20 protein-coding genes and 1 tRNA gene are annotated in these 22,741 nt (G+C 70.2%); 8 read left to right on the plus strand and 13 right to left on the minus strand.

What is annotated here, in order from left to right; all coding sequences use genetic code 11:
• Positions 1 to 31 precede the first annotated feature (31 nt).
• From OHA19_RS25845 to OHA19_RS25860, 4 genes are all read left to right on the plus strand, one after another.
• Positions 32 to 1,030: a carbohydrate ABC transporter permease gene (locus tag OHA19_RS25845; RefSeq protein ID WP_405712910.1), complete on the plus strand. Its 999-nt coding sequence runs from the start codon at positions 32 to 34 to the stop codon at positions 1,028 to 1,030.
• Between the two features lie 15 nt (positions 1,031 to 1,045).
• Entirely contained in the window at positions 1,046 to 1,969 is a 924-nt protein-coding gene (locus OHA19_RS25850; RefSeq protein WP_405751796.1) for a carbohydrate ABC transporter permease, read from the plus strand.
• A gap of 122 nt (positions 1,970 to 2,091) precedes the next feature.
• Entirely contained in the window at positions 2,092 to 3,555 is a 1,464-nt protein-coding gene (locus OHA19_RS25855; protein WP_405712907.1) for a GH1 family beta-glucosidase, read from the plus strand.
• Between the two features lie 103 nt (positions 3,556 to 3,658).
• Complete coding sequence (locus OHA19_RS25860; RefSeq protein ID WP_405751799.1) at positions 3,659 to 4,690, plus strand: LacI family DNA-binding transcriptional regulator; 1,032 nt, start codon at positions 3,659 to 3,661, stop codon at positions 4,688 to 4,690.
• A 30-nt stretch (positions 4,691 to 4,720) separates the two neighbouring features.
• Here OHA19_RS25860 and OHA19_RS25865 read toward each other — a convergent pair whose 3' ends face one another.
• The 6 genes from OHA19_RS25865 to OHA19_RS25890 all read right to left on the minus strand — a co-directional run bounded on the left by OHA19_RS25865 (position 4,721) and on the right by OHA19_RS25890 (position 8,630).
• Complete coding sequence (locus OHA19_RS25865; protein WP_405751802.1) at positions 4,721 to 5,095, minus strand: hypothetical protein; 375 nt, start codon at positions 5,093 to 5,095, stop codon at positions 4,721 to 4,723.
• 129 nt (positions 5,096 to 5,224) lie between these two features.
• Positions 5,225 to 5,653, minus strand: coding sequence for a hypothetical protein (locus OHA19_RS25870; protein WP_405751805.1), 429 nt, complete (start codon positions 5,651 to 5,653; stop codon positions 5,225 to 5,227).
• A gap of 111 nt (positions 5,654 to 5,764) precedes the next feature.
• Complete coding sequence (locus OHA19_RS25875) at positions 5,765 to 5,944, minus strand: hypothetical protein (protein WP_405751807.1); 180 nt, start codon at positions 5,942 to 5,944, stop codon at positions 5,765 to 5,767.
• A gap of 639 nt (positions 5,945 to 6,583) precedes the next feature.
• Positions 6,584 to 6,656 (minus strand) — tRNA-His (locus tag OHA19_RS25880).
• A gap of 126 nt (positions 6,657 to 6,782) precedes the next feature.
• Positions 6,783 to 7,385 carry an oligoribonuclease gene (gene orn, locus OHA19_RS25885; RefSeq protein WP_405712898.1) on the minus strand — a complete coding sequence of 201 codons (603 nt, stop codon included), beginning with the start codon at positions 7,383 to 7,385 and terminating at the stop codon, positions 6,783 to 6,785.
• A gap of 9 nt (positions 7,386 to 7,394) precedes the next feature.
• Positions 7,395 to 8,630, minus strand: a complete 1,236-nt coding sequence (locus tag OHA19_RS25890) for a helix-turn-helix domain-containing protein (protein ID WP_405712896.1) — start codon at positions 8,628 to 8,630, stop codon at positions 7,395 to 7,397.
• A 952-nt stretch (positions 8,631 to 9,582) separates the two neighbouring features.
• Here OHA19_RS25890 and OHA19_RS25895 point away from each other — a divergent pair.
• Entirely contained in the window at positions 9,583 to 10,104 is a 522-nt protein-coding gene (locus OHA19_RS25895; protein WP_405712894.1) for a universal stress protein, read from the plus strand.
• 248 nt (positions 10,105 to 10,352) lie between these two features.
• Here OHA19_RS25895 and glmS read toward each other — a convergent pair whose 3' ends face one another.
• From glmS to OHA19_RS25910, 3 genes are all read right to left on the minus strand, one after another.
• On the minus strand, positions 10,353 to 12,182 hold the full coding sequence (gene glmS, locus OHA19_RS25900) for a glutamine--fructose-6-phosphate transaminase (isomerizing) (protein ID WP_405751810.1): 1,830 nt from the start codon (positions 12,180 to 12,182) through the stop codon (positions 10,353 to 10,355).
• Positions 12,183 to 12,225: 43 nt separating this feature from the next.
• Positions 12,226 to 12,501, minus strand: a complete 276-nt coding sequence (locus OHA19_RS25905; protein ID WP_072489218.1) for a hypothetical protein — start codon at positions 12,499 to 12,501, stop codon at positions 12,226 to 12,228.
• A 110-nt stretch (positions 12,502 to 12,611) separates the two neighbouring features.
• On the minus strand, positions 12,612 to 13,544 hold the full coding sequence (locus OHA19_RS25910; protein WP_405751812.1) for a DUF4429 domain-containing protein: 933 nt from the start codon (positions 13,542 to 13,544) through the stop codon (positions 12,612 to 12,614).
• A 135-nt stretch (positions 13,545 to 13,679) separates the two neighbouring features.
• Here OHA19_RS25910 and OHA19_RS25915 point away from each other — a divergent pair, with 135 nt between their 5' ends.
• On the plus strand, positions 13,680 to 15,305 hold the full coding sequence (locus OHA19_RS25915; RefSeq protein WP_405751815.1) for a beta-N-acetylhexosaminidase: 1,626 nt from the start codon (positions 13,680 to 13,682) through the stop codon (positions 15,303 to 15,305).
• 152 nt (positions 15,306 to 15,457) lie between these two features.
• On the opposite strand, the gene OHA19_RS25920 is transcribed toward OHA19_RS25915, so the two are convergent.
• Positions 15,458 to 15,913, minus strand: a complete 456-nt coding sequence (locus tag OHA19_RS25920; RefSeq protein WP_405712885.1) for a MarR family winged helix-turn-helix transcriptional regulator — start codon at positions 15,911 to 15,913, stop codon at positions 15,458 to 15,460.
• Between the two features lie 158 nt (positions 15,914 to 16,071).
• Between OHA19_RS25920 and OHA19_RS25925 the strand changes: the two genes are divergently transcribed.
• A complete protein-coding gene (locus OHA19_RS25925; protein ID WP_405712883.1) occupies positions 16,072 to 17,514 on the plus strand; it encodes an MFS transporter in 1,443 nt (480 codons plus the stop codon).
• 119 nt (positions 17,515 to 17,633) lie between these two features.
• Positions 17,634 to 18,395, plus strand: coding sequence for a hypothetical protein (locus OHA19_RS25930; protein ID WP_405712881.1), 762 nt, complete (start codon positions 17,634 to 17,636; stop codon positions 18,393 to 18,395).
• Positions 18,396 to 18,509: 114 nt separating this feature from the next.
• Here the strand turns inward: OHA19_RS25930 and OHA19_RS25935 are convergent, their stop codons facing one another.
• From OHA19_RS25935 to OHA19_RS25945, 3 genes are read right to left on the minus strand one after another with little or no spacing between them, the layout of a single operon-like run.
• On the minus strand, positions 18,510 to 19,676 hold the full coding sequence (locus OHA19_RS25935) for an acyl-CoA dehydrogenase family protein (RefSeq protein WP_405712880.1): 1,167 nt from the start codon (positions 19,674 to 19,676) through the stop codon (positions 18,510 to 18,512).
• A 30-nt stretch (positions 19,677 to 19,706) separates the two neighbouring features.
• Complete coding sequence (locus OHA19_RS25940; protein ID WP_405751817.1) at positions 19,707 to 20,648, minus strand: hydroxymethylglutaryl-CoA lyase; 942 nt, start codon at positions 20,646 to 20,648, stop codon at positions 19,707 to 19,709.
• Entirely contained in the window at positions 20,645 to 22,738 is a 2,094-nt protein-coding gene (locus tag OHA19_RS25945) for an acetyl-CoA carboxylase biotin carboxylase subunit (protein WP_405751820.1), read from the minus strand. Before OHA19_RS25945 ends, OHA19_RS25940 begins: the two co-directional genes overlap by 4 nt.
• Positions 22,739 to 22,741 lie beyond the last annotated feature (3 nt).

A 22,741-nucleotide genomic window follows, 5' to 3' on the forward strand; every position in this document is an offset into this window, starting at 1 on the left:
GTCGGCACACCCCAGGGAAGGACTCCCACCTGTGGCAACCTCGATACCCACCCGGGGCGCACACGGTTCGAAGCCGAGCCGTCGTGCCCCGGAGACCATGTCCCGCGGCCGTCAGGCATGGCGCAGCCGACTGTGGCGATTCGACGACAAGGCGTCTCCCTACGCCTACATCGCACCCTTCTTCCTCGTCTTCGGGGCCTTCGGGCTCTACCCCCTCCTCTACACCGGCTGGATAGCCCTGCACCGGGTGGAGATGATCAGCCTCGACCGGATGGAATGGGTCGGCTGGGAGAACTTCGGCAAGATCCTCCAGGACCAGGAGTTCTGGACGGCCGTCGGCAACACCTTCGTCATCGGAGTGATCTCCACCATCCCGCAGTTGCTGGTGGCGCTGGGCCTGGCGCACCTGCTGAACTACAAGCTGCGGGCCAGCACCTTCTGGCGGACTGTGATCCTCACTCCGTACGCCACCTCCGTGGCCTCCGCCGCCCTTGTCTTCGCCCTTGTCTTCCGCGCCGACGGCGGCCTGCTGAACTGGGCCCTCGACTTCATCGGTCTCGGCGACACCAATTGGGCCAATGGCCACTGGTCGTCCAAGATCGCCATCTCGGTCATCGTGATCTGGCGCTGGACCGGCTACAACACCCTGATCTACCTGGCCGCGATGCAGGCCGTCCCGTCCGACCTCTACGAGGCCGCCTCGCTCGACGGGGCCTCACGCTGGCAGCAGTTCCGCAACGTGACGATCCCGGCGCTGCGGCCCACGATCCTCTTCACGATCGTCATCTCGACCATCGGGTCGATGCAGCTGTTCGGCGAGCCGCTGCTCCTCGAAGGCGGCACCCTCGGGGCGCAGGGCGGCAGCGAGCACCAGTACGAGACGCTCAGCATCTACCTCTACAACTACGGCTGGAAGCTCGGACACCTCGGTCCGGCCGCCGCGGTCGCCTGGGCGATGCTCGCCCTGCTGCTGCTCATTGCCGCGATCAACTGGCTGGTCGGGCGCTCCGTGCGCAAGACCTCGGCCTGACCGGGAGCGATACCCATGACCACGACCAGCCCCATCACCGCCCCGGACCCCCGCCGCTTGGCCAAGGCCGCGGGCCCCGGCGCTACTTCGCGGCGCAGCAGGCTCAAGCAGGGTGCGGGCCGCCAGCACCACGCCGGCCCCTTCGCCTACTTCGCCCTCGCCGTCGTCGGCATCGGCTCCCTCTTCCCGCTGTACTGGACACTCGTCGCCGCGTCCCGTACTCAGGACGAGGTGCTGGACACCACCCCGTCGCTCGTCCCCGGCGGCAACCTGTTCAACAACCTCGAAGCGGCCTGGGAACAGGCCCACCTCGGCAAGGCCATCTGGAACACGCTCATCGTCTCCGCGAGCATCACCGCGGCGACGCTCTTCTTCTGCACCCTGGCCGGCTACGCCTTCGCCAAGATGCGCTTCAGGGGCCGCGGTGCGCTGATGACCGCGGTCGTCGCCACACTCACGATCCCGCCGCAACTCAGCGTCGTACCGCTGTTCATGTTGATGTCCGACATCGGATGGGGCGGTCAGCTGGAGTCGGTGATCTTCCCGACGCTCGTGAGCGCGTTCGGGGTGTTCTTCATGCGGCAGTACCTCAGCGAGGCGCTGCCCTACGAACTCATCGAGGCGGGCAAGGTGGATGGGGCGAACAACCTCCGTGTCGTGTGGAGCATCGTGCTCCCCGTGGCCCGCCCGGCCATGATGGTGCTCGGCATGCTCACCTTCGTACAGGCGTGGAACGACTTCTTCTGGCCGTACCTCGCCCTGAACCAGGAGAACCCCACGCTCCAGGTGGCCCTCGGCCAGCTGAGCGCCTCCTACGTCCCCGACCAGAGCATCGTGATGGCGGGCGCGCTGATCAGCACACTGCCGCTGCTCGTGGTCTTCGTGATCTTCGGCAAGCAGATCGTCGGAGGGATCATGTCCGGCGCCGTCAAGGGGTGACACCGCGTCACCCGCCCCTCCCCGGACCGCCGGCGCGGCCGGTTCCCCCGACCGCAGGCCGTACGTCCCGACGTTCCACCCCGTACCTGTCCCTGTTCGCCCATCCCTGGGAGCGCTCCCGCATGACTGCCGTACGACCCGACATCGCCCCGAAGGCCGCCCCCGACGCGGCGGAATTCCCGACCGGCTTCGTCTGGGGGGCGGCCACCGCCGCCTACCAGGTCGAGGGCGCCGCGGCCGAGGACGGCCGGACCCCTTCCATCTGGGACACCTTCAGCCGCACCCCGGGCAAGGTCCGCAACGGAGACACCGGGGACATCGCCGCCGACCACTACCACCGCTACCGCGACGACGTGGCGCTGATGAAGCGGCTCGGCCTGACGGCCTACCGCTTCTCCGTTTCCTGGCCCCGGGTGCAGCCCACCGGCCGCGGCCCCGCCGTGGAACGCGGCCTGGACTTCTACCGCAGGCTCGTCGACGAGCTCCTCGAAGCGGGCATCGCGCCCGTCGCCACCCTCTACCACTGGGACCTGCCCCAGGAGTTGGAGGACGCGGGCGGCTGGCCCCAGCGCGTGACCGCCGAACGCTTCGCCGACTACGCCGAGATCATGGCCGGGGCCCTCGGTGACCGCGTCAGCACCTGGACCACCCTCAACGAGCCGTGGTGCTCGGCCTTCCTCGGCTACGGCTCCGGCGTGCACGCCCCTGGCCGCACCGAGCCCGCCGCCGCGCTGCGCGCCGCCCACCACCTCAACCTCGCCCACGGCCGGGCGACCGAGGTCCTGCGCGACCGCCTCCCCGCCACCGCGCAGATCTCGGTCACCCTCAACCTCCACCACGTCCGCCCGCTGACCGGCAGCGCCGCCGACGCGGACGCCGCCCGCCGGATCGACGCGGTGGGCAACCGGATCTTCACCGGCCCGATGCTGCACGGCGCGTACCCCGAGGACCTGATCGCCGACACCGAGCACCTGGTCGACTGGTCGGAGCTGGTCCACGACGGCGACCCGGCGGTCATCTCCCGCCCGGTCGACGTCCTGGGCGTCAACTACTACACACCGACGCTGGTCTCCACACCCGCCGGCGGCGCCGGCGACTCGCGCGACGACGGCCACGGCAACAGCGACCACTCCCCGTGGCCCGGCTCCGAACACGTCGCCTTCCACCTGGCCGAGGGCCGCGAGCGCACCGCCATGAACTGGGCGATCGACCCCGACGGGCTGTACGAGCTGCTCATGGACGTGGCCCGCGACAACCCCGGCCTGCCCCTGATGGTCACCGAGAACGGCGCCGCCTTCGACGACTACGTCTCGCCCGAGGGCCGGGTGGAGGACCCAGAGCGGATCGAGTACCTGCGCGGCCACCTCGACGCCGTACGGCGGGCCGTCGCCGCCGGGGCGGACGTACGCGGCTACTTCCTCTGGTCCCTGATGGACAACTTCGAGTGGGGCTACGGGTACTCCAAGCGCTTCGGCGCCGTCTACGTCGACTACGCCACCCAGCGCCGCATCCCCAAGGCGAGCGCCCACTGGTACGCCGACGTCATCCGCCGCCAGCGTAGGATGGGAGCGCTCCCAGAGGGGTGATGCGGAGCGGCAGCCCGTCCCGCACGGGCTGCCGGAGGAGTCGATACCAGGACTTGGCCCGGCCACCCGGCTGTGAGAAATTGACCGCGAACGGGAGGCAGCCATGACGGCAGCGCGAGTACGGAGCGGTGGCCGGCCCACGCTCGAAGAAGTCGCGGCACGGGCAGGGGTGGGGCGCGGTACGGCCTCGCGGGTCATCAACGGATCGCCACGGGTCAGCGCGCAGACCCGCGAGGCGGTGGAGGCGGCCGTCGCCGAGCTGGGCTACGTACCCAACCGCGCGGCCCGCGCGCTCGCCGCGAACCGCACGGACGCCATCGCCCTGGTGGTGCCCGAGTCGGAGACCCGCTTCTTCGCCGAGCCGTACTTCTCCGACATCGTCCGCGGTGTCGGCGCGGCGCTCGCCGACACCGACATGCAGCTGCTGCTCACCCTCGTCGGCAGCGACCGCGAGCGCCGCCGGCTGGCCCAGTACCTGACCGCGCACCGTGTCGACGGTGTGCTGATGGTCTCCGTCCACGCCGACGACCCGCTGCCGGACCTGCTGGAACAGCTCGGCATGCCGGCCGTGATGGGCGGCCGCAGGTCGGCCTCCGAAACGCTCGCCGCGGTCGACTCCGACAACTTCGGGGGCGCCCGCGCCGCGGTCGGGCATCTCGTGACCCGGGGACGCCGAGCCATCGCCACGATCACCGGGCCCCGGGACGTCCACGGTGCTCAGCGCCGCCTCGACGGCTACCGCGCCGGGGTCTGGGAGGCCGGTCTCGAACCGGACGAGCGGCTGATCGCCCCCGCCGACTTCTCCGAGGAGGGCGGCGCCAGAGCCATGCGCGAACTGCTGGCCGGCCGCCCCGACGTCGACGCGGTCTTCGCCGCCTCCGATGTGATGGCCGCGGGCGCCCGCCAGGTCCTCCGCGAGGCCGGCCGCCGCATCCCGGACGACGTGGCCCTGGTCGGCTTCGACGACTCGGCGGTGGCCCGCCACATGGACCCGGCCCTCACCAGCGTGCGCCAGCCGATCGAGGAGATGGGCCGCACGATGGCCCGCGTACTGCTCAAGGAGATCGCGAGCGAGACCCAGGAACACCCGCAGATCGTGCTCCCCACCGAGCTGGTCGTCCGCGACTCCTCGTGACGGCCGTCACGAGGCCGCCGGCGGAGGCGATCAGATGATTCTGTTCATAGCGAAGTCGGTACCTGCCTGCCCATAGATGGTGATCCGATATCGCGCCTGCGGGCCCGGGATATGCTCGCCCATGGCGAACAACATCAGGGTATTGTTTTCCAAATAATAAAAGAGAGTGACGCTCGTCTGGAAATTTCCGGCACTGGCATGCAGGACCGGGAATCCGTTGAACAAATACGGGTGGGTTTGCAATCCGCCTCCGTTGAACGCCTGATTGAGGGCCTGTGTGAGATGGGCGAGTCTATTGAGCATTCCGATTCGGGCGAGGATGTTGGTCAGGTAATTCTGCGCTCTGGCCTGATCCATGACTCCGGTCTGGCCGGCACCATTCGCCCCGAGGATGATCATGGGCATGAAAGCATTCCTTTCCGCTGCTGTCGGAGGCGGACTGCTGCCCGAGCCCGCCGCCAGGCCGCGCCCTTCGTCCGGAGGAGCGCGGCCCGGAGGATCGCGGCCTGGGGGTACCGGCCGTGATGTACCGGATCACGCGGAGGCCGGCAGCGACCTGTCTTGCTGGATCAGCAGGGGCGTGAGCAGGCTCAGGGAATCGACGGGCGTAGTCCAGTTGGGCTTGGTCGGGCCCCAGCCGTGGTCGACGTCGTAGGTGACGTCCCGCTGCGCCACGCCGGTCAGATCCACCAGAAGGCCGGGTCCGAAGGCCTGCTCGACGACAGTCGACGTCTCGATGACCGCCGTGGCGAACATCAGGAGGACCTTCTCCACCGGGGTGAAGAAGTCCAGGTTTCTGCCGTGCAGCGGGAATGCGGCCAGCGGCGTCGCCTTTGCCGCCTGTCCGGCCGCCACGTGGTTCAACTGTGCGATGCCGGACGTGAAGGGCCTGGTCGTTTCGTTGTCGACCGTGATGCGGCGCGAAGAGCCCGGACTTCCCCCCACCGTGCCGGTGCCGGACATGTTGTCGACCGTCAGGGTCTGTCCGAGGGCGATGTCGTAGCTGTTGATGCCGCTGATCGTGCCTCCGGGGATGATCTCATTGCGTGAGGTGTAGGCCTGGTATTCCTCCTGTCAGGTGATGTTCGTAGACGTCGCGTAGTCGTCGGTGACGAACCAGACCAGCGGCTTGCCACCACCGGTCGAGGAATTCACCGCCTTGAACCCGTAGAGGTAGAAACCCTCATCGACCAACCTGTTGGTGGTGTCATCACTCATGGTGATGGTGATCTCGAACGAGGAACTGACGGGCATGGGACTTCCTTTCTCTGCTGTGCGCCGCCCCGGAACCGTTCCTGGACGGGGTCCTGTGGGACAGGTCCCGGGACCTGTCCCCTGGACCGGGGGAGTGGGCATGTCGGATCGCCGGCATGCAGATTCATGGGAGAAGGCTGGCTGAAAGCCCGGCTCAGGCAGTTTCCGAAGGCATGCTGCCCGATGGTGTGGGCGTGCGGTGACTCCCGCGTTCTGCTGCGAGCGGGAGAGTGGACCGTTTCGTGAGATCAGTGCCTCTTGGAAGACATCCGCTGATGCTCAGGTCTACCGCTGGCCGGAAGAGGAAGGTCCTCTTCCTCCTTTTGCGCTCGATGACACGCTGCCAAACGAAAACGACGGGGATGAACCGGCGGCGCCCGAGTCGCGTACAGGCGCACGGGCCCGTTGCATTTCCCCGGCAGTGATTCCTCGCACGCCGGAGCCGCTGACGCTGTGAGGGAGAGCACGGCGCCGCTCGGTGACCTGACGAGCTCTCACCCGAGTCGGGTGGAACCGGGGCCGGTCGGCGTGGAGGAGGGCCGGCGCGGGCCGGCGCCGAGGTCCCGGGGCAAGGGCCCCAAGATCCTGGACATGAAGAAGGCCTGACCTGTGAAAACAGGTCAGGCCTTGATCATTCAGGGTGAGTAACGGGACTCGAACCCGCGACATCCTGGACCACAACCAGGTGCTCTACCATCTGAGCTATACCCACCATGTCCGGTCTTTTTCTGACCGGCCGAGAAAAAGTGTACAGGGTCCGAGAGGGTGCTCGCGCCCCAGTTGTTCAGCCGCCGGTCCCAACCCCCGAAAGGGCTATGACCAGCGGCTTCACAAGGTCCTACGGTGCGGGCGGCGCGACGCGGGCCGCGACGGCCTTCGCGCGCTCCGAGTCCGGGCCGGGCTGCGGCACGAAGATCGCCTCGCGGTAGTAACGCAGCTCCGTGATGGAGTCACGGATGTCCGCGAGCGCCCGGTGGTTGCCGTTCTTGGCCGGACTGTTGAAGTACGCCCGCGGGTACCAGCGGCGCGCCAGCTCCTTGATCGAGGAGACATCGACGATCCGGTAGTGGAGGTAGCCCTCCAGGGCCGCCATGTCCCTCGCCAGGAATCCGCGGTCGGTGGAGACCGAGTTCCCGCAGAGCGGGGCCTTGCCGGGCTCCTTCACGTGCTCGCGGACGTAGTTCAGTACCTGGGCCTCGGCGTCGGCCAGGGTGGTGCCCCCGGCCAGCTCGTCGAGGAGGCCCGAGGCGGTGTGCATCTGCCGCACCACCTCGGGCATGGTCTCCAGGGCCGCGTCCGGAGGGCGGATCACGATGTCCACCCCTTCACCGAGCACGTTCAGCTCCGAGTCGGTGACCAGTGCGGCCACCTCGATGAGTGCGTCTTCCGTCAACGAGAGCCCGGTCATCTCGCAGTCGATCCACACCATGCGATCGTTCATGGCCCCACCCTACGGGGCGCTCCGTTGCCCCGGCAGGGTCGGTCGTCCGGTCGTGTACGCGTCGGGGCCGGGTTTCCCCTGCTCCGACTGGACCGGGCCGGCCGTCGGTGCCGTGACGACATGCGGACCCGAGGGTGTGGCCGTGGCCGCGGCGCGCCGGATCGCCGAGTTGCCCTGGGAGGGCACCACGGGCTCGGTCACCGCGATCACGGGCTCCGCGCCACCGCCCTGCGGACGACGGGCCCGGTAGGCGGCCCGGTACGCGGCGGGGGAGGAGCCCAGCTGACGCCGGAAGTGTCCGCGCAGCGCGACCGGCGAGCGGAAGCCGCAGCGGCCCGCCACCTCGTCGACCGAGTACTCGGACGTCTCCAGCAGCCGCTGCGCCTGCAGCACCCGCTGGGTGATCAGCCACTGGAGCGGTGCGCTGCCGGTGAGCGAACGGAACCTTCGGTCGAAGGTCCGCCTGCTCATGTAGGCGCGCGCGGCCAGCGTCTCCACGTCGAACTGCTCGTGCAGATGCTCCAGTGCCCAGGCCACGACCTCGGCGAGCGGGTCGGAGCCGATCTCCTCAGGTAAAGACCTGTCGAGATAGCGCTCCTGACCGCCACTGCGCCGCGGCGGCACGACGAGCCGGCGGGCCAGTGCCCCGGCGGCCTCCGTGCCGTGGTCCGTGCGGACTATGTGCAGACAGAGATCGATCCCGGCGGCCGTGCCGGCGGAGGTGAGCACGTCACCGTCGTCGACGAAGAGCTCACGCGGATCGACGTGGACCGACGGGTAGCGCTTGGCCAGCGTCGGTGCGTACATCCAGTGTGTGGTCGCTGGACGGCCGTCCAGCAGGCCTGCGGCGGCGAGCACGAACGCGCCCGTGCACAGGCCGACGATGCGGGCACCCTCCTCGTGGGCGCGGCGCAGCGCCTCCAGCGCCTCGGCGGGCGGCGGCGAGGTGATCGAACGCCAGGCGGGCACCACGACGGTGCCGGCCCTGCTGATCGCCTCCAGCCCGTAGGGCGCGGTGAGTTCGAGTCCCCCGGTGGTCCTCAGCGGCCCCTCTTCCCCGCCGCAGACGAGGAGTCGGTAGCGCGGAACTCCCGCGTCCTGGCGGTCGATTCCGAACACGGAGAGCGGGATCGAACTCTCGAAGATGGGGCCGCCGCTGAACAGCAGCACGGCGACGACTTCTCGTCGTCGACGGCCACTGAGCTTCCGTACAGCCTCCGTTGCGGCGGCGGAGTCCTGGCTCATGACGCTAAGCCCCCCTCGGTGTTCGCGTCTTCCTGGTCCTTACGGGCCTGTCGCTCCTGCACTTTTCCCCTCGGTCCTGCACGAGTTCCCCAGACTTCGATACCCAAGATCGAATCTACTGCGTCCCGTGGTGCCGGCGTGACAAGTTCACCAACCGGCGTTATGTCGACAAGGCAACTTGGCGGGAAGCATTCGATCACGAAGCGTTTCATCTGGTTGACGCTCAGGGAAGTGCGCCTGGCGTTCATGGCCCGTCCCCGTTGGGTGGAAGCGTACCGCGCGGTCTCTTCCTGCCTGGTGGCAAGGGGGTTGATCGGCCAAATCGGCAAGATATCGGTAGGGGGGTGAAGTTGGCTGAAAATAGATGGTTGTGCGTGTGTGATTCAGTCATTGAACCGGCGCACAACCCGGGTGGTCAACCGCTTCTTTGCGCCCCCTTGGCAGGTCGGACGGCCCATCGTACGGAACGGACCGGTGGCAAACGACGGCGATCGGATTCCGCCGGGCGGGCCGGTGTCCGTCGACGGTCGGCGGGGTCGTGGGGAACGGGACGTGCGGTTCGGAACGGGGGTGGTGTGACGCGCGGGATCGGGTTGCCGGCCCCTGGGGCCGACCCCGGGAGGGAGATTCGTCCGGCGGTCGCGCGGGGAAGCGGAGGCCCTCCGGCGTCCGGAAAGGGTGAGGGGTGCGACTCCGTACAGTCACCGAGGGTGGCCGTCCGGGGCCGGCCGCGTCGGTGTACGGCACAAGCGGCATTGCCATCCGGGTCCGCCTCGGGCATGCTCCGTGAAACGTCGCGCGCGCTTTGCGCGGGTCTGGGCAGTGGAGGAGTGGCGCCGTACCCTTGGGGGTAAGGGGTTGGGAAGATGATTCCCGGACACCGCAACACCGCCCGCTGACGCAGCTTCCCCAAGTCGCTCTCCTCACGAGGACTCTCTTCGCCGAGACACCGATGGCCGGTCACGAAATCCCCGAACCCGCCGACCGCAAGCAGGTAGCCGACCCCATGTCGGACCCGCAGACGGTCGAAGAAACACGTCATTCCTGCGACCCCGCGTTCCGCCACGGGGTCGTGGTCGGCTTCGACGGCTCGACCTCCAGTGAGCGCGCCCTCGCCTATGCCATCGGAATGGCCCGAAGATCGGGCTCCGGCCTGATCATTGTCCATGTCGCCAACCGGCTGCCGACCACGGTCTGGGCAGGTTGCGAGCCGCCCGTCTTCGTGGATGTGCCCGACCACCGCACCGAGGTGCTCGGTCTGGAGCTCGCCTGCGCGGACTACCTCTCCGAGGTCCCCTGGGTCCTCGTGGAGCGCGGCGGGGACATCTGTCACGAGCTGGAGGAGGTCGGCCGGGAGTACTCGGCCGACGCCATCGTCGTCGGCTCCACGCACGGCATCGCCGGCCGGATCTTCGGCTCGGTCGCGGGCCGGCTCGCGCGGCGCGCGCAGCGCCCGGTCGTCGTCATCCCCTGAACGCCCGGCGCCCCGGCATCCCTTTCCGTCACCCTGTGACCCGTGGTGACGTCCCCGCTCGACATGGCGTCAAGTCGCCTGTGTAAACCGGCATTTGATGTCCGGAAGGGGCGGATTGCGCGTTTGTGGAGGGGGTGCGGCGGCCGCCGGTGGGGCCCCGGCAGCGCGGCGGCCCCGTACCCGCGGTGGCGGGTACGGGGCCGTTGTACGGATACGGGCGCTGCTCGGCAGCGGCCGTACGCGGGGGCCTACTCGACGGTGACGGACTTCGCCAGGTTGCGCGGCTTGTCGATGTCACGGCCCATGGCCAGCGCCGTGTGGTACGCGAAGAGCTGGAGCGGGATGCCCATCAGGATCGGGTCCAGCTCGTTCTCGTTCTTCGGCACGACGATGGTGTGGTCGGCCTTCTCCTGCACCTGGTGGGCGACGGCGAGGATGCGGCCGCTGCGGGCCTTGATCTCCTCCATCGCGGCGCGGTTCTTCTCCAGAAGGTCGTCGTCCGGCACGATCGCGACCGTCGGCATCGCGGGCTCGATCAGCGCCAGCGGCCCGTGCTTGAGCTCGGAGGCCGGGTAGGCCTCGGCGTGGATGTACGAGACCTCCTTGAGCTTCAGCGAGGCCTCGCGGGCGACGGGGTAGCCGCGCACCCGGCCGATGAACATCATCGACTTGGCGTCCGCGTACTCGGCCGCCATCTTCTTGATCTCGTCCTCGTTCGCCAGGATCTCGCTGATCTGGGCGGGCAGCCTGCGCAGCCCCTCGATGATCCGCTTGCCGTCGGCGACCGACAGGTCCCGGATCCGGCCCAGGTGCAGGGCGAGCAGCGCGAACGCGACGACCGTGTTGGTGAAGCACTTGGTGGAGACGACACAGACCTCGGGGCCGGCGTGGACGTACGTACCGCCGTCGGCCTCCCGGGCGATCGCGGAGCCCACCACGTTGACGACGCCGAGCACCCGGGCGCCCTTGCGCTTGAGCTCCTGGACGGCGGCCAGCACGTCGTACGTCTCACCGGACTGCGAGACCGCGACGTACAGCGTGTCCGGGTCGACGACCGGGTTGCGGTAGCGGAACTCGGAGGCGGGCTCGGCGTCCGCGGGGATACGGGCGAGCTCCTCGATCAGCTGGGCGCCGATCTGACCCGCGTGGTACGAGGTGCCGCAGCCCAGGATCTTGATCCGGCGGACCCCGCGCGCCTCGCGGGCGTCCAGGTTGAGGCCGCCCAGGTGCACGGTGGCGAAGCGGTCGTCGATCCGGCCGCGCAGCACCCGGTCGACGGCATCGGCCTGCTCGGAGATCTCCTTGTGCATGTACGTGTCGTGGCCGCCCATGTCGTACGACTCGGCCTCCCACTCCACGGTGGTCGGCGTGGCCGTCGTGGTCGAGCCCTCCGTGGTGTACGTACGGAAGTCGTCGGCCTTGAGGGTGGCCATCTCGCCGTCGTCCAGGGTCACGACCTGGCGGGTGTGGGCGACCAGCGCGGCGACGTCCGAGGCGACGAACATCTCCTTCTCGCCGATGCCGAGCACGACCGGGGAGCCGTTGCGGGCGACCACGATGCGGTCGTTGAAGTCGGCGTGCATGACGGCGATGCCGTACGTGCCCTCGACCGAGCGCAGCGCCTCGCGGACCTTCTCCTCCAGGGTCTCCGCCTGGGCGCGGGCGATCAGGTGGACCAGCACCTCGGTGTCGGTCTCGGAGAGGAAGACGACACCGTCGGCGACGAGCTTCGCACGGAGCTCGGAGGCGTTGTCGATGATGCCGTTGTGGACGACGGCGACCTTGTTCTCGGCGTCCAGGTGCGGGTGCGCGTTCTCGTCGCTCGGGGCGCCGTGGGTGGCCCAGCGGGTGTGGGCGATACCTGTGGTGCCGGTGAAACGCTTGGGGACACGGGCCTCCAGCTCGCGGACCCGGCCCTTCGCCTTCACCATCCGCAGGGTGGCGGGCTTGCCGGCCGCCGGCTTGCCGGTGATGACGATGCCCGCGGAGTCGTAACCCCGGTACTCCAGCCGCTGCAGCCCTTCCAGCAGCAGCGGAGCCACATCACGCTTCCCGATGTATCCGACGATTCCGCACATAAAGTCTCTGCCCCTCCATCGACGTACCTGTGGTGCCCGTTGCTCAGCCGTAGACGATGCGGCGCAGCTGGCGGAGCGAGAGCTCCGGCGGCGCGACCGCCCGGTGCGGCAGTTCGGCCGCGATCCGTTCGAAGATCTCCGCGTTGACCAGGCCGCCGGACTGCAGTTCGCGGTGGCGGCGGCGGACGAAGTCGTCGGTCGTCTCGTCGAAGTACGCCAGCACATCGAGGATCACCCGGGCGGCTTCACCGCGCTGGAGCGCGGTGCTGCGCACCAGGTGATCGATGAGGTCGTCATGCGACGGGCGGCGTTCGAGCACTCGTTGATATTGCGGTGAGCGGGGCGCTTACGCAACAATTCTGCCCGATATCGGGCAGGGGTGGGTGTGATTGCCGTCTCGCGGGCCCTTGAACGGGACGGGGTGCTCGCTCAGAGACGCTTGAGCACCGCCTGTTTGGCGGCGGTGAACTCGTCGTCGGTGAGAACCCCGGCGCGGTGCAGCTCGCCGAGCTCGCGCAGTCGGCGCAGCAGGGCGTCGTGATCGTCGCCGGACGGTGCGGATGCCGGGGTCGTGGTCTCCGGGGCCGCGATCTCCGCCGGGGCGGCGCCCTCGGCGGCGGTGACCGCGGCGACGCCGTCCGGCCCCGGCGCCCTGCTCGCCGCATCGGGCAGCCGTACCAGTACCGCCGCCGCGACCAGTACCGCCGTGTACTCCTTCTTGGACAGCCCCCACAGGTCCAGCGAGTACGGGTCGTACTCGGCCGCCGGGGCCGGTGCCGTCCCCTCGCCCCGTACGAAGCGCAGATGCCCGTTCTCCAGGCCGATGGCGGGCACCCAGTGCACGCCGGTCACCTCCGACACCGGGAACGCGACCGGGCCGCCCGACGTCTTGACCTCCTTGGCCTTCCAGTTCCAGGTGAGGCGGACGGTCGTCCCGTCGAACGAGGCCGTGCCGTCCCCGCCGCCGCCGGCGACCGGCACCGCGGGCCCCGGCAGCAGGAACTCGTCCACCGCCCCGGTGGGCACCTGCTCGACCAGCAGGGCGCCGCGCACCTCGTCGACGAAGTACTCGGCCACCCCGGTCCGGTCCTTCTCCACGGTCAACTGGTAGGGGTCCGCGCCGACCTTGAGCCTGCCGTCCGCCGCGCGCAGGACCGGGCACGCGCCGTCGCGCAGCCGTAGTCGCAGCCGGCCGCCCTTGCGGTCCGGTTCGAAGGAAATCCCCGCCAACGCCCGCAGCGGGACGACGCATTCGCCCAGCCCCTCCCGGAGCGGGTGGATGCCCTTGCCCCGGCCCGGCGTGATCCGTACCGATTCGCCGTCGAAGGTCCAGGTTCCGTCGCGCTGGATTATTTCCGCCATGCGGCAGATTCTGCCAGCACCGTAACGGGGAAGTGGTCTACACCTTGACCATGCGTGAGGCGCACGATACCCATGGTGATGGTTCGGTTGTTCAGGAGCTCCACAGGTGTGAACCCGTCGAAAGGGACCCGGCTTGTGAGACTGCACAGGACACAGCGCACCGCCCTTCCCCGCCTTCTCGGCTCGCTGCTGCTCGTCACGGCGGCCGGGATCTCCGGTATCGGTGCGGCAGCGGAAGGACCGGCGGACAGCGGCCCGGCCGCCGCCTCGCCCCGTCCGCTCGGCCAGATCGTGCCCGCCCCCGCCGAGGCCAGGCCCGGCGGCTCCCCGTACACCATCACGGCGGACACCAGGATCCGCGTCGACGGCTCCAGCGAGGCCCGGAAGGTCGGCGACTACCTGGCGGGCGTGCTGCGACCGTCCACCGGATACGCCCTGCCGGTCACCGGCGACGCGGGCAACGGCATCCGGCTGCGCCTCGACCCCGGCAACGGCGAACTGGGCGCCGAGGGCTACAGCCTGAAGTCGAGCCGGGGTTCCGTCACCATCACCGCGCGCGCCGCCGCAGGGCTCTTCCACGGCGTCCAGACGCTCCGTCAGCTGCTCCCGGCCGACGTGGAGAAGAAGAGCACCCAGAAGGGGCCGTGGACGGTCGCGGGCGGCACGGTCACGGACACACCCCGCTACGCGTACCGCAGCGCGATGCTCGACGTCTCCCGGCACTTCTTCTCGGTCGGCGAGGTCAAGCGGTACATCGACCAGCTCGCCCTCTACAAGATGAACAAGCTCCATCTGCATCTCTCCGACGACCAGGGCTGGCGGATCGCCATCGACTCCTGGCCGAGGCTCGCCACGTACGGCGGGCAGACGGAGGTCGGCGGCGGCCCCGGTGGCTACTACACCAAGAGCGACTACAAGGAGATCGTCCGGTACGCGGCCTCGCGCCATCTGGAGGTCGTCCCGGAGATCGACCTGCCCGGCCACACCAACGCGGCACTCGCCTCGTACGCGGAGCTGAACTGCAACGGGGTCGCGCCGCCGCTGTACACCGGCACCAACGTCGGCTTCAGCTCGCTCTGCGTGCCGAAGGCCGTCACGTACGACTTCGTGGACGACGTGGTCCGTGAGCTCGCCGAGCTCACCCCCGGCAAGTACCTCCACATCGGCGGCGACGAGGCGCACTCCACCAGCCACGAGGACTATGTGGCCTTCATGGACAAGGCGCAGGCCGTCGTCGGCAAGTACGGCAAGACCGTGGTCGGCTGGCACCAGCTGACCGGGGGCACGCCGGCGAAGGGCGCGGTCGCCCAGTACTGGGGTTACGACAGGACGGGCGACGCCGAGCGCAAGCAGGTCGCGGACGCCGCCGTGAACGGCACGAAGCTGGTGCTCTCCCCGGCCGACCGCAGCTACCTCGACATGAAGTACGACAAGGACACCGAACTGGGCCTGGCCTGGGCCGGCTACGTCTCGGTGCAGCGCTCGTACGACTGGAACCCGGCGACGTACCTGGCCGGTGTCCCGGAGGACTCGGTCCTCGGTGTCGAGGCGCCGCTCTGGTCGGAGACCCTGAGCAACAGCGACGAGATCGAGCAGATGGCGTTCCCCCGGCTGCCCGGGGTCGCGGAGCTCGGCTGGTCGCCCGCGGCCACGCACGACTGGGACACGTACAAGGTGCGGCTGGGTGTGCAGGGGCCGAGGTTCTCGGCGCTGGGCATCAACTACTACCGGGCGCCGCAGGTCCCCTGGGCGGCGGAGTGAGGTGAGGTCGGGGCGGCCCGGCGTCCGTCATCCGGGCCGCCCCGCCCCGCGCGACGTCGGCGCGTTCACGTTCACCGGACCAGGACCCGCCGCCCACCGCCCGCGCCCGCAGGGGCGGGGGTGGTGGGCGGCGCGCCGGGCTGCGCGAACGGTCAGGGGCGCGGCCAGGGGCGGCCGCCCAGGCGTTCGATGTCGGTGTTGAAGCGCCGCAGGTAGGCGGCGAAGCCGGAGATGTCCTCGTCCGACCAGCCGGCCATGACCCGCTCCAGGGAGTCGATGATGCCCTCGCGCTCCGCGTCGAGCGTGCGGGCGCCCTCGTCGGTGATCCGGAATTTGCGGGCCATGCCGCCCGCGGGGTCCGGGATGCGCTCCACGAGTCCGGCGCGCATGGCCGCCGCGGTCTGCCGGTTGAGGGTGGAGGCGTCGAGTCCGAAGGCGTCGCTGAGCTCGCCGATCGACATCGGGCCCTGGATGCGGACGCGGCTGAGCAGGATGTAGGCGCTGTGGTCCATCAGGCCGCCCTTGCGCCGTCCGCCCTTGTTCCGCAGGAGGCTGTGGCGGCTGAGGAGCATCTGCTCGTACTCGACCTCATGGGTGGGCCTGGTCATGCGCCTGCCGTCTCCCGTTGTCGTCTGGGCGTTCCGGTGTGTTCCGGACGTCGGCCGCCATCCTCCCACAGTGATATGTAGCTTACATATAAAATGCATGATGCATGGAGTGTGTACGCTACATAGCCTTCTGCCGATACACACCCGAGGAGTCCCGGATGGGCGCGCCCCAGCCATCAACCCGTACCGGTGGCGTTGTCGCCACGCTGGCCATCGCCGGAGTCACGGCGGCGATCATGCAGACCCTGGTCACCCCGCTCATCGCGGAGCTGCCGCAGATCCTGAGCACCACCCCCTCGAACGCGGCCTGGGTGATCACCGTCACCCTGCTGGTCTCCGCCGTCTGCGTACCCGTCTCCGGCCGCCTGGGCGACATGGTCGGCAAGCGCCGGATGCTTCTCGTCTGCTCCGTGCCGCTGATCGTCGGCTCGGTGGTGTGCGCGCTCTCGTCGTCCGTCATCCCCATGATCGTCGGCCGTGGTCTGCAGGGCATGGGCATGGGCGTGCTGCCGCTCGGCATCGCACTGCTGCGTGACGTGGTCCCGGCGGAGAAGCTCAGCTCCTCCATCGCGCTGGTCAGTGCCTCCATGGGCATCGGTGGCGCGCTCGGTCTGCCGATCGCCGCGGCGGTCGCCCAGTACACGGACTGGCGGGTGCTGTTCTGGGGCTCGGCCGGCCTGGCCACCGTGGTCGCGGCACTGATCTGGTTCCTGATCCCCGATGTGCCGGCCGGTGCCAAGGGCCAGCGGTTCGACCTGCTCGGTGCGCTCGGCCTCGGGGCTGGCCTGGTCTGCCTGCTGCTCGCGGTCTCCAAGGGCGCCGACTGGGGCTGGGGCTCGGCCACCACGCTCGGACTGTTCGCCGCCGCCGTCGTGGTGCTGCTCGCCTGGGGTACGTGGGAGATGCGTACCCGCGACCCGCTGGTCGATCTGCGCACCACCGCGCGCCCCCGGGTGCTGATGACCAACCTCGCCTCCGTCTTCGTGGGCTTCGGTATGTACGCCAGCATGCTGATCGCGCCGCAGCTGCTCCAGCTCCCCTCCGCCACCGGCTACGGCCTGGGCCAGTCGATGCTCGCGGCGGGCCTGTGGCTGGCGCCCGGCGGGATCATGATGATGATCGTCTCCCCGCTCGGCGGAAAGCTCATCGACGCCCGGGGACCGAAGTTCACCCTGGTGTGCGGAATCCTGGTCATCGCGGTCGGCTACGGCCTGGCGCTGGTGCTCATGGGCTCCGCGTGGGGCCTGATGGTGGTCGGCATGGTGACCAGCAGCGGTGTCGGCCTGGCGTACGGCGCGATGCCCGCGCTGATCATGGGCTCGGTCCCGCTGTCCGAGACCGCCGCTGCCAATGGCTTCAACACGCTCATGCGCTCCCTCGGCACGTCGATCGGTGCCGCGGTGATCGGCGTGGTCCTCTCGCAGATGAACGTCACCATGGGCGGCTACACCCTCACCTCCGAGGGCGGCTTCCGTACCGGACTCCTGATCGGCTGCGGCGTCGCCCTGGTCGCGGCGGCGATCGCCGCCGCCATCCCGGCGGCGCGCCGCGTCACGGCCGACGCCGACACCGCGCCCGAAGCGGCCACGGCCAAGGTCTGACCCGCGGTTCGCATGCCGCCGCCCGCTCCCCGCGCCTGCGAGGGACGGGCGGCGGCGGCCCCGGTAAGGTGGCAACCTTCGGACGGCGTCAGCCTCCGGAGCCCCGAAGGCGAACGCCCATGACACCCGCCGCCCCGCGCTCCGCCCGCCGTCGCCTCGACGCCGCACTGGACGGGCTCGCGGTCACCTTCCGCGGAATGACCGCCCACCCCGACGAGCACAACTGCGAGTGCCACTGGGGCAGCCCGGAGGAACTCGCCCGGCTCAAGGTGGCGGACAGGGAGCTGGACCCCGACCTCCTGCGGCGCACCTGGGCGGCTACCGACTGGAGCGACCACTCCTCCGTGCTGCGCCGGATACTCCCTCAGTTCGCCCGGTCCCTCGTAGCGGGACACACCGACCCGTACCACGACCCGGACGAAATCGGCCGCTCGTTCGCCCGGGGTCACTGGCAGCAGTGGCCCGCCGAACAGTCCGCAGCAGTAAGGGAGTTCCTCGACGCATGGTGGGCCGACGCACTCACCGACCCGGCCCCCGTCCTCCCCGCCCATGACCTCCTCGCCCTGAGCGCCGAGGCGTCCGGCACGCTCGGCCGCTGGCTCGCCCACTGGGAGACACAGTCCGGAGCCACGGCCGACCGGCATCTCGTCGAAGCCGCCGCCCGCTGGGATTACTGCCTGCTCGGTGACCAACTCCCTTGGTACACATGGGACGACGAGGAGGAGAAGCGCGCCGAGCTGACGACCTGGGTGCTCGACCACGTCCGGCCCCGGCTCGTCGCCTGCGGAGTGCCCGACGAACTGCTCCACCGGATACGGCTCCTGGGCCTCACCGAACCCGCCCGCTGGGACGACCCGCACTGGCCCGGTCACCAGTACTGACGCATCGGCCCGGTCACCAGTACTGACGCACCGGCCCGGTCGTCGAGCCGGCGCCCTGTCGCAGCGGGGCGGGCCCGGAATCCGGACCCGCCCCGCCTTCCTGCCGTCCCTGCGTCAGGACGGCAGCCCCAGTTCGCGGGCGATCAGCATGCGCTGGACCTCGCTCGTGCCCTCGCCGATCTCCAGGATCTTGGAGTCGCGCCACATCCTGGCCACCGGGTACTCGTTCATGAAGCCGTAGCCGCCGTGGATCTGGGTCGCCTCGCGGGCGTTGTCCACCGCCACCGTCGAGGAGTACAGCTTCGCGATCGCGGCCTCCTTCTTGAACGGTTCGCCCGCCACCATGCGCGAGGCCGCGTCGCGCCAGCCGACCCGGGCCATGTGGGCGCGCATCTCCATGTCCGCGATCTTGAACTGGATCGCCTGGTTCGAGCCGATCGGCCTGCCGAACGCGTGGCGCTCGGCGGCGTACTTCACCGACTCGTCGACGCAGCCCTGCGCGAGGCCCGTGGACAGGGCGGAGATGGCGATCCGGCCCTCGTCCAGGATGCGCAGGAACTGGGCGTAGCCGCGGCCCTCCTCGCCCAGCAGGTTCTCCAGCGGGACGCGGACGTCGGAGAAGGACAGCTCGCGGGTGTCCGAGGAGTTCCAGCCGACCTTGGAGTAGGGGGCGGCGACCGCGAAGCCGGGGGTGCCGGACGGCACGATGATGGAGGAGATGCGCGGGGCGCCGTTCTCCTTGCGGCCGGTCACCGCGGTCACCGTGACGAGCTCCGTGATGTCCGTACCGGAGTTGGTGATGAAGCACTTGGAGCCGTTGATCACCCACTCGCCGGTGGCCTCGTCGCGCACCGCCGTCGTCCGGGTGCCGCCCGCGTCCGAGCCGCCGTCCGGCTCGGTCAGGCCGAACGCGCCGAGCGCCTCGCCCGAGCAGAGCCTCGGCAGCCACCGCTGCTTCTGCTCCTCGGTGCCGAAGCGGTAAATGGGCATCGCGCCGAGCGAGACCCCGGCCTCCAGGGTGATCGCCACGGAGGAGTCGACCCGGGCCAGCTCCTCCAGGGCGATCCCGAGGGCGAGGTAGTCGCCGCCCATGCCGCCGTATTCCTCGGGGAAGGGGAGCCCGAACAGGCCCATCCGCCCCATCTCCCGCACGATCTCGTACGGGAACTCGTGCCGTTCGTACAGGTCGCCGATCTTCGGCGCGACCACGTCGTGCGCGAACTCCTCGACGGTGCGCCGCAGTTCCTCGTGTTCGGCGGTCAGCCGGTGGTCCAGGGACATGGCAGGGGTCACTCCTTGTGGGACGGGTGTCTATCGCACCGAGAGCGCGCGGACGGTACGGGACGGGCTGGGTCGGCCCAGTTGGTCGGCGAGCCACACGCTGGTGGCGGTGAGCGCGTCGAGATCGACCCCGGTTTCGATACCGAGGCCCTGGAGCATCCACACGAGGTCCTCGGTGGCGAGATTTCCGGTCGCGCTCTTCGCGTACGGGCAGCCGCCGAGGCCGCCCGCGGAGGCGTCCACCGTGGTCACCCCGTGCTGGAGTGCGGCAAGGGTGTTGGAGAGGGCCTGCCCGTACGTGTCGTGGAAGTGCACACCGATGGTGTCGGTGGGTACGCCCTCCTCGTTCAGCTCGGCGAGCAGGGTCTGTACGTGGCCGGGCGTGGCGACGCCGATGGTGTCGCCGAGGGAGAGCTCGTCGCAGCCGAGGTCCATCAGCGCCTTGGCGACCCGGACGACCTGGTGGACGGGGACGGGCCCCTCCCACGGGTCACCGAAGCACATCGACAGATAGCCGCGGACATGCACCTTGTCGGCCTTGGCACGGGCGACGACCGGCTCGAACATGGCGAGCGACTCGTCGACGGTGCGGTTGAGATTGCGGGCGGCGAACGTCTCGGTCGCCGAGCCGAACACCGCGATCCGGCGGGCGCCGAGCGCCAGTGCCCGGTCCAGGCCGCGTTCGTTCGGGACCAGGACCGGCAGCGCGACGCCGTCGATGTCGGCCAGCCGGGGGAACAGGTCCTCGGCGTCGGCCAGTTGGGGCACCCACTTGGGGTGCACGAAGCTGGTCGCCTCGACGGTGGTCAGGCCCGACGCGGCCAGCCGGTGGATGAACTCCGCCTTCACCTCGGTCGGTACGACGGTCTTCTCGTTCTGCAGCCCGTCACGGGCGCCGACCTCGTGGATGCGTACCCGGGCGGGCAGATCCTGGGCCGGCACGGTCATGGGCAGCGTGCGGGAGGTCGTCATACCTCCTCCTCGGGAGCCTCGACGGGGGCGACCACGGCCAGGATCTGGTCCATGGCGACCGTGGCACCGGCGCTGACGTCCAGTTCGGTCACGGTCCCGGCATGCGGGGCGGAGATCACGTGCTCCATCTTCATCGCCTCCACCACCAGCAGGCTCTGTCCGGCCACGACCTCGTCCCCGACCGCCACCTTCACCACGGTGACCGTCCCGGGCATGGGTGCGGCGAGCGTGTCCGCCCCGGAACGGCCCGCGCCGGCCAGCGACGCCTCCACCGGGTCGTGATCCTGTACGTGCCAGCTGTCGCCGTCCCGGCCGAGCCACACACCTTCGGGGGAGGCGGCGCGGCTGAACGCGTGGGTGACTCCGGCGAGTTCGAGGGTGAGACGCGGCCCGGAGACCTCGACCAGTCTGGCCGTCTCCCTGCCGCCGGGCAGCGGCGCCAGCGGGCCGCAGGCCCCCGTCACGGGCCGCGGCGGCTCGGCGCCCTCCCCGACATGGCCGAACGTCAGCTCCGTACCGGCCGGGCAGGAGCGCAGCGAGACCTGCACCGGGTCGTGGCCCGGCAGCCGGAAGTCGAGCACCGTACGGGCCGGGGTGCCGCCGAGCCGCCAGCCGCTGGTCACCGAGAACGGGTCGACCCAGCCGGAGGCGTCGGTGGGCGAGGCGCTCACCGGGGAGGACTGCCGCAGCAGCGCCGCCGCCGCGTACACCTCCTCGGGCACGCCCTCCGGGACCAGGCCGGCCGCCTCGCGCTCCACGAGGCCCGTGTCCAGATCGCCCGCCACCACCGCCGGATGGGCGAGCAGCCGGCGCAGGAACCCGGCGTTGGTCGGGACGCCGAGGATCACCGTGTCCGCGAGCGCGGCACGCAGCCGGCGCAGGGCGGTGGCCCGGTCGGGGCCGTACGCGATGACCTTGGACAGCATCGGGTCGTACAGGCTGCCGACCTCGCCGCCCGTGCCGAGTCCGGAGTCCGTCCGCACGCCGTTGCCCTGCGGCTCGTGCAGCGCGAGGACCGTGCCCCCGGAGGGCAGGAAGCCGCGGGCCGGGTCCTCGGCGCAGATCCGGGCCTCGATGGCGTGGCCGGTGAGCGTGATGTCCTGTTGCCGGTGAGGGAGCCGCTCGCCCGCCGCGACCCGCAGCTGCCACTCCACCAGGTCCAGGCCGGTGATCAGCTCGGTGACCGGGTGCTCGACCTGGAGGCGGGTGTTCATCTCCATGAAGTAGTACGAGGCGGGGTCGTTGCCCGGGACGATGAACTCCACCGTGCCCGCGCCGACATAGCCGCAGGAGCGGGCCGCCTGGACGGCTGCCTCGCCCATCGCCGCCCGGGTCTCCTCGTCGAGCAGGACCGAGGGCGCCTCCTCGATGATCTTCTGGTGGCGGCGCTGGAGCGAGCACTCGCGCTCGCCCAGGTGGACCACGTTGCCGTGGGCGTCGGCCAGCACCTGGATCTCGATGTGCCGGGGGCGGTCGATCCACCGCTCCACCAGCAGGGTGTCGTCGCCGAACGAGGACCGGGCCTCACGCCGGGCGGCCGCGATCTCGTCCCCGAGCAGCGCCTCGTCGCGCACCAGCCGCATGCCCTTGCCGCCGCCGCCCGCCGAGGGCTTCAGCAGCACCGGCATCCCGATCCCGCGGGCCGCGTCGACCAGTTGGGCGTCGGTGAGCCCGCTCCCGGACGAGCCGGGCACCACCGGAACCCCGGCCGCCGCGACCGTCTCCTTGGCCCGGATCTTGTCGCCCATCAGCGTGATCGCGGAGGCGGGCGGGCCGATGAAGACCAGCCCCGACTCGGCGCACGCCCGCGCGAAGCCCGCGTTCTCGGCGAGGAATCCGTATCCCGGGTGGACGGCCTGCGCGCCGGTGCGACGGGCCGCGTCCAGCAGCGCGGGCACGCTCAGATAGCTCATCGCGGCCGGGGCGGGCCCGATCCGTACCGCCGTGTCGGCCTCCCGGACGTGCCGGGCGTCCGCGTCCGCGTCGCTGAAGACGGCCACCGAGCGGACGCCCAGCTCCCGCAGCGTGCGGATGACCCGTACCGCGATCTCGCCGCGGTTGGCGACCAGAACCGTGTCGAACATCGTCATCTG

The organism is Streptomyces sp. NBC_00012, from assembly GCF_045040875.1.
Lineage (GTDB): Bacteria > Actinomycetota > Actinomycetes > Streptomycetales > Streptomycetaceae > Streptomyces.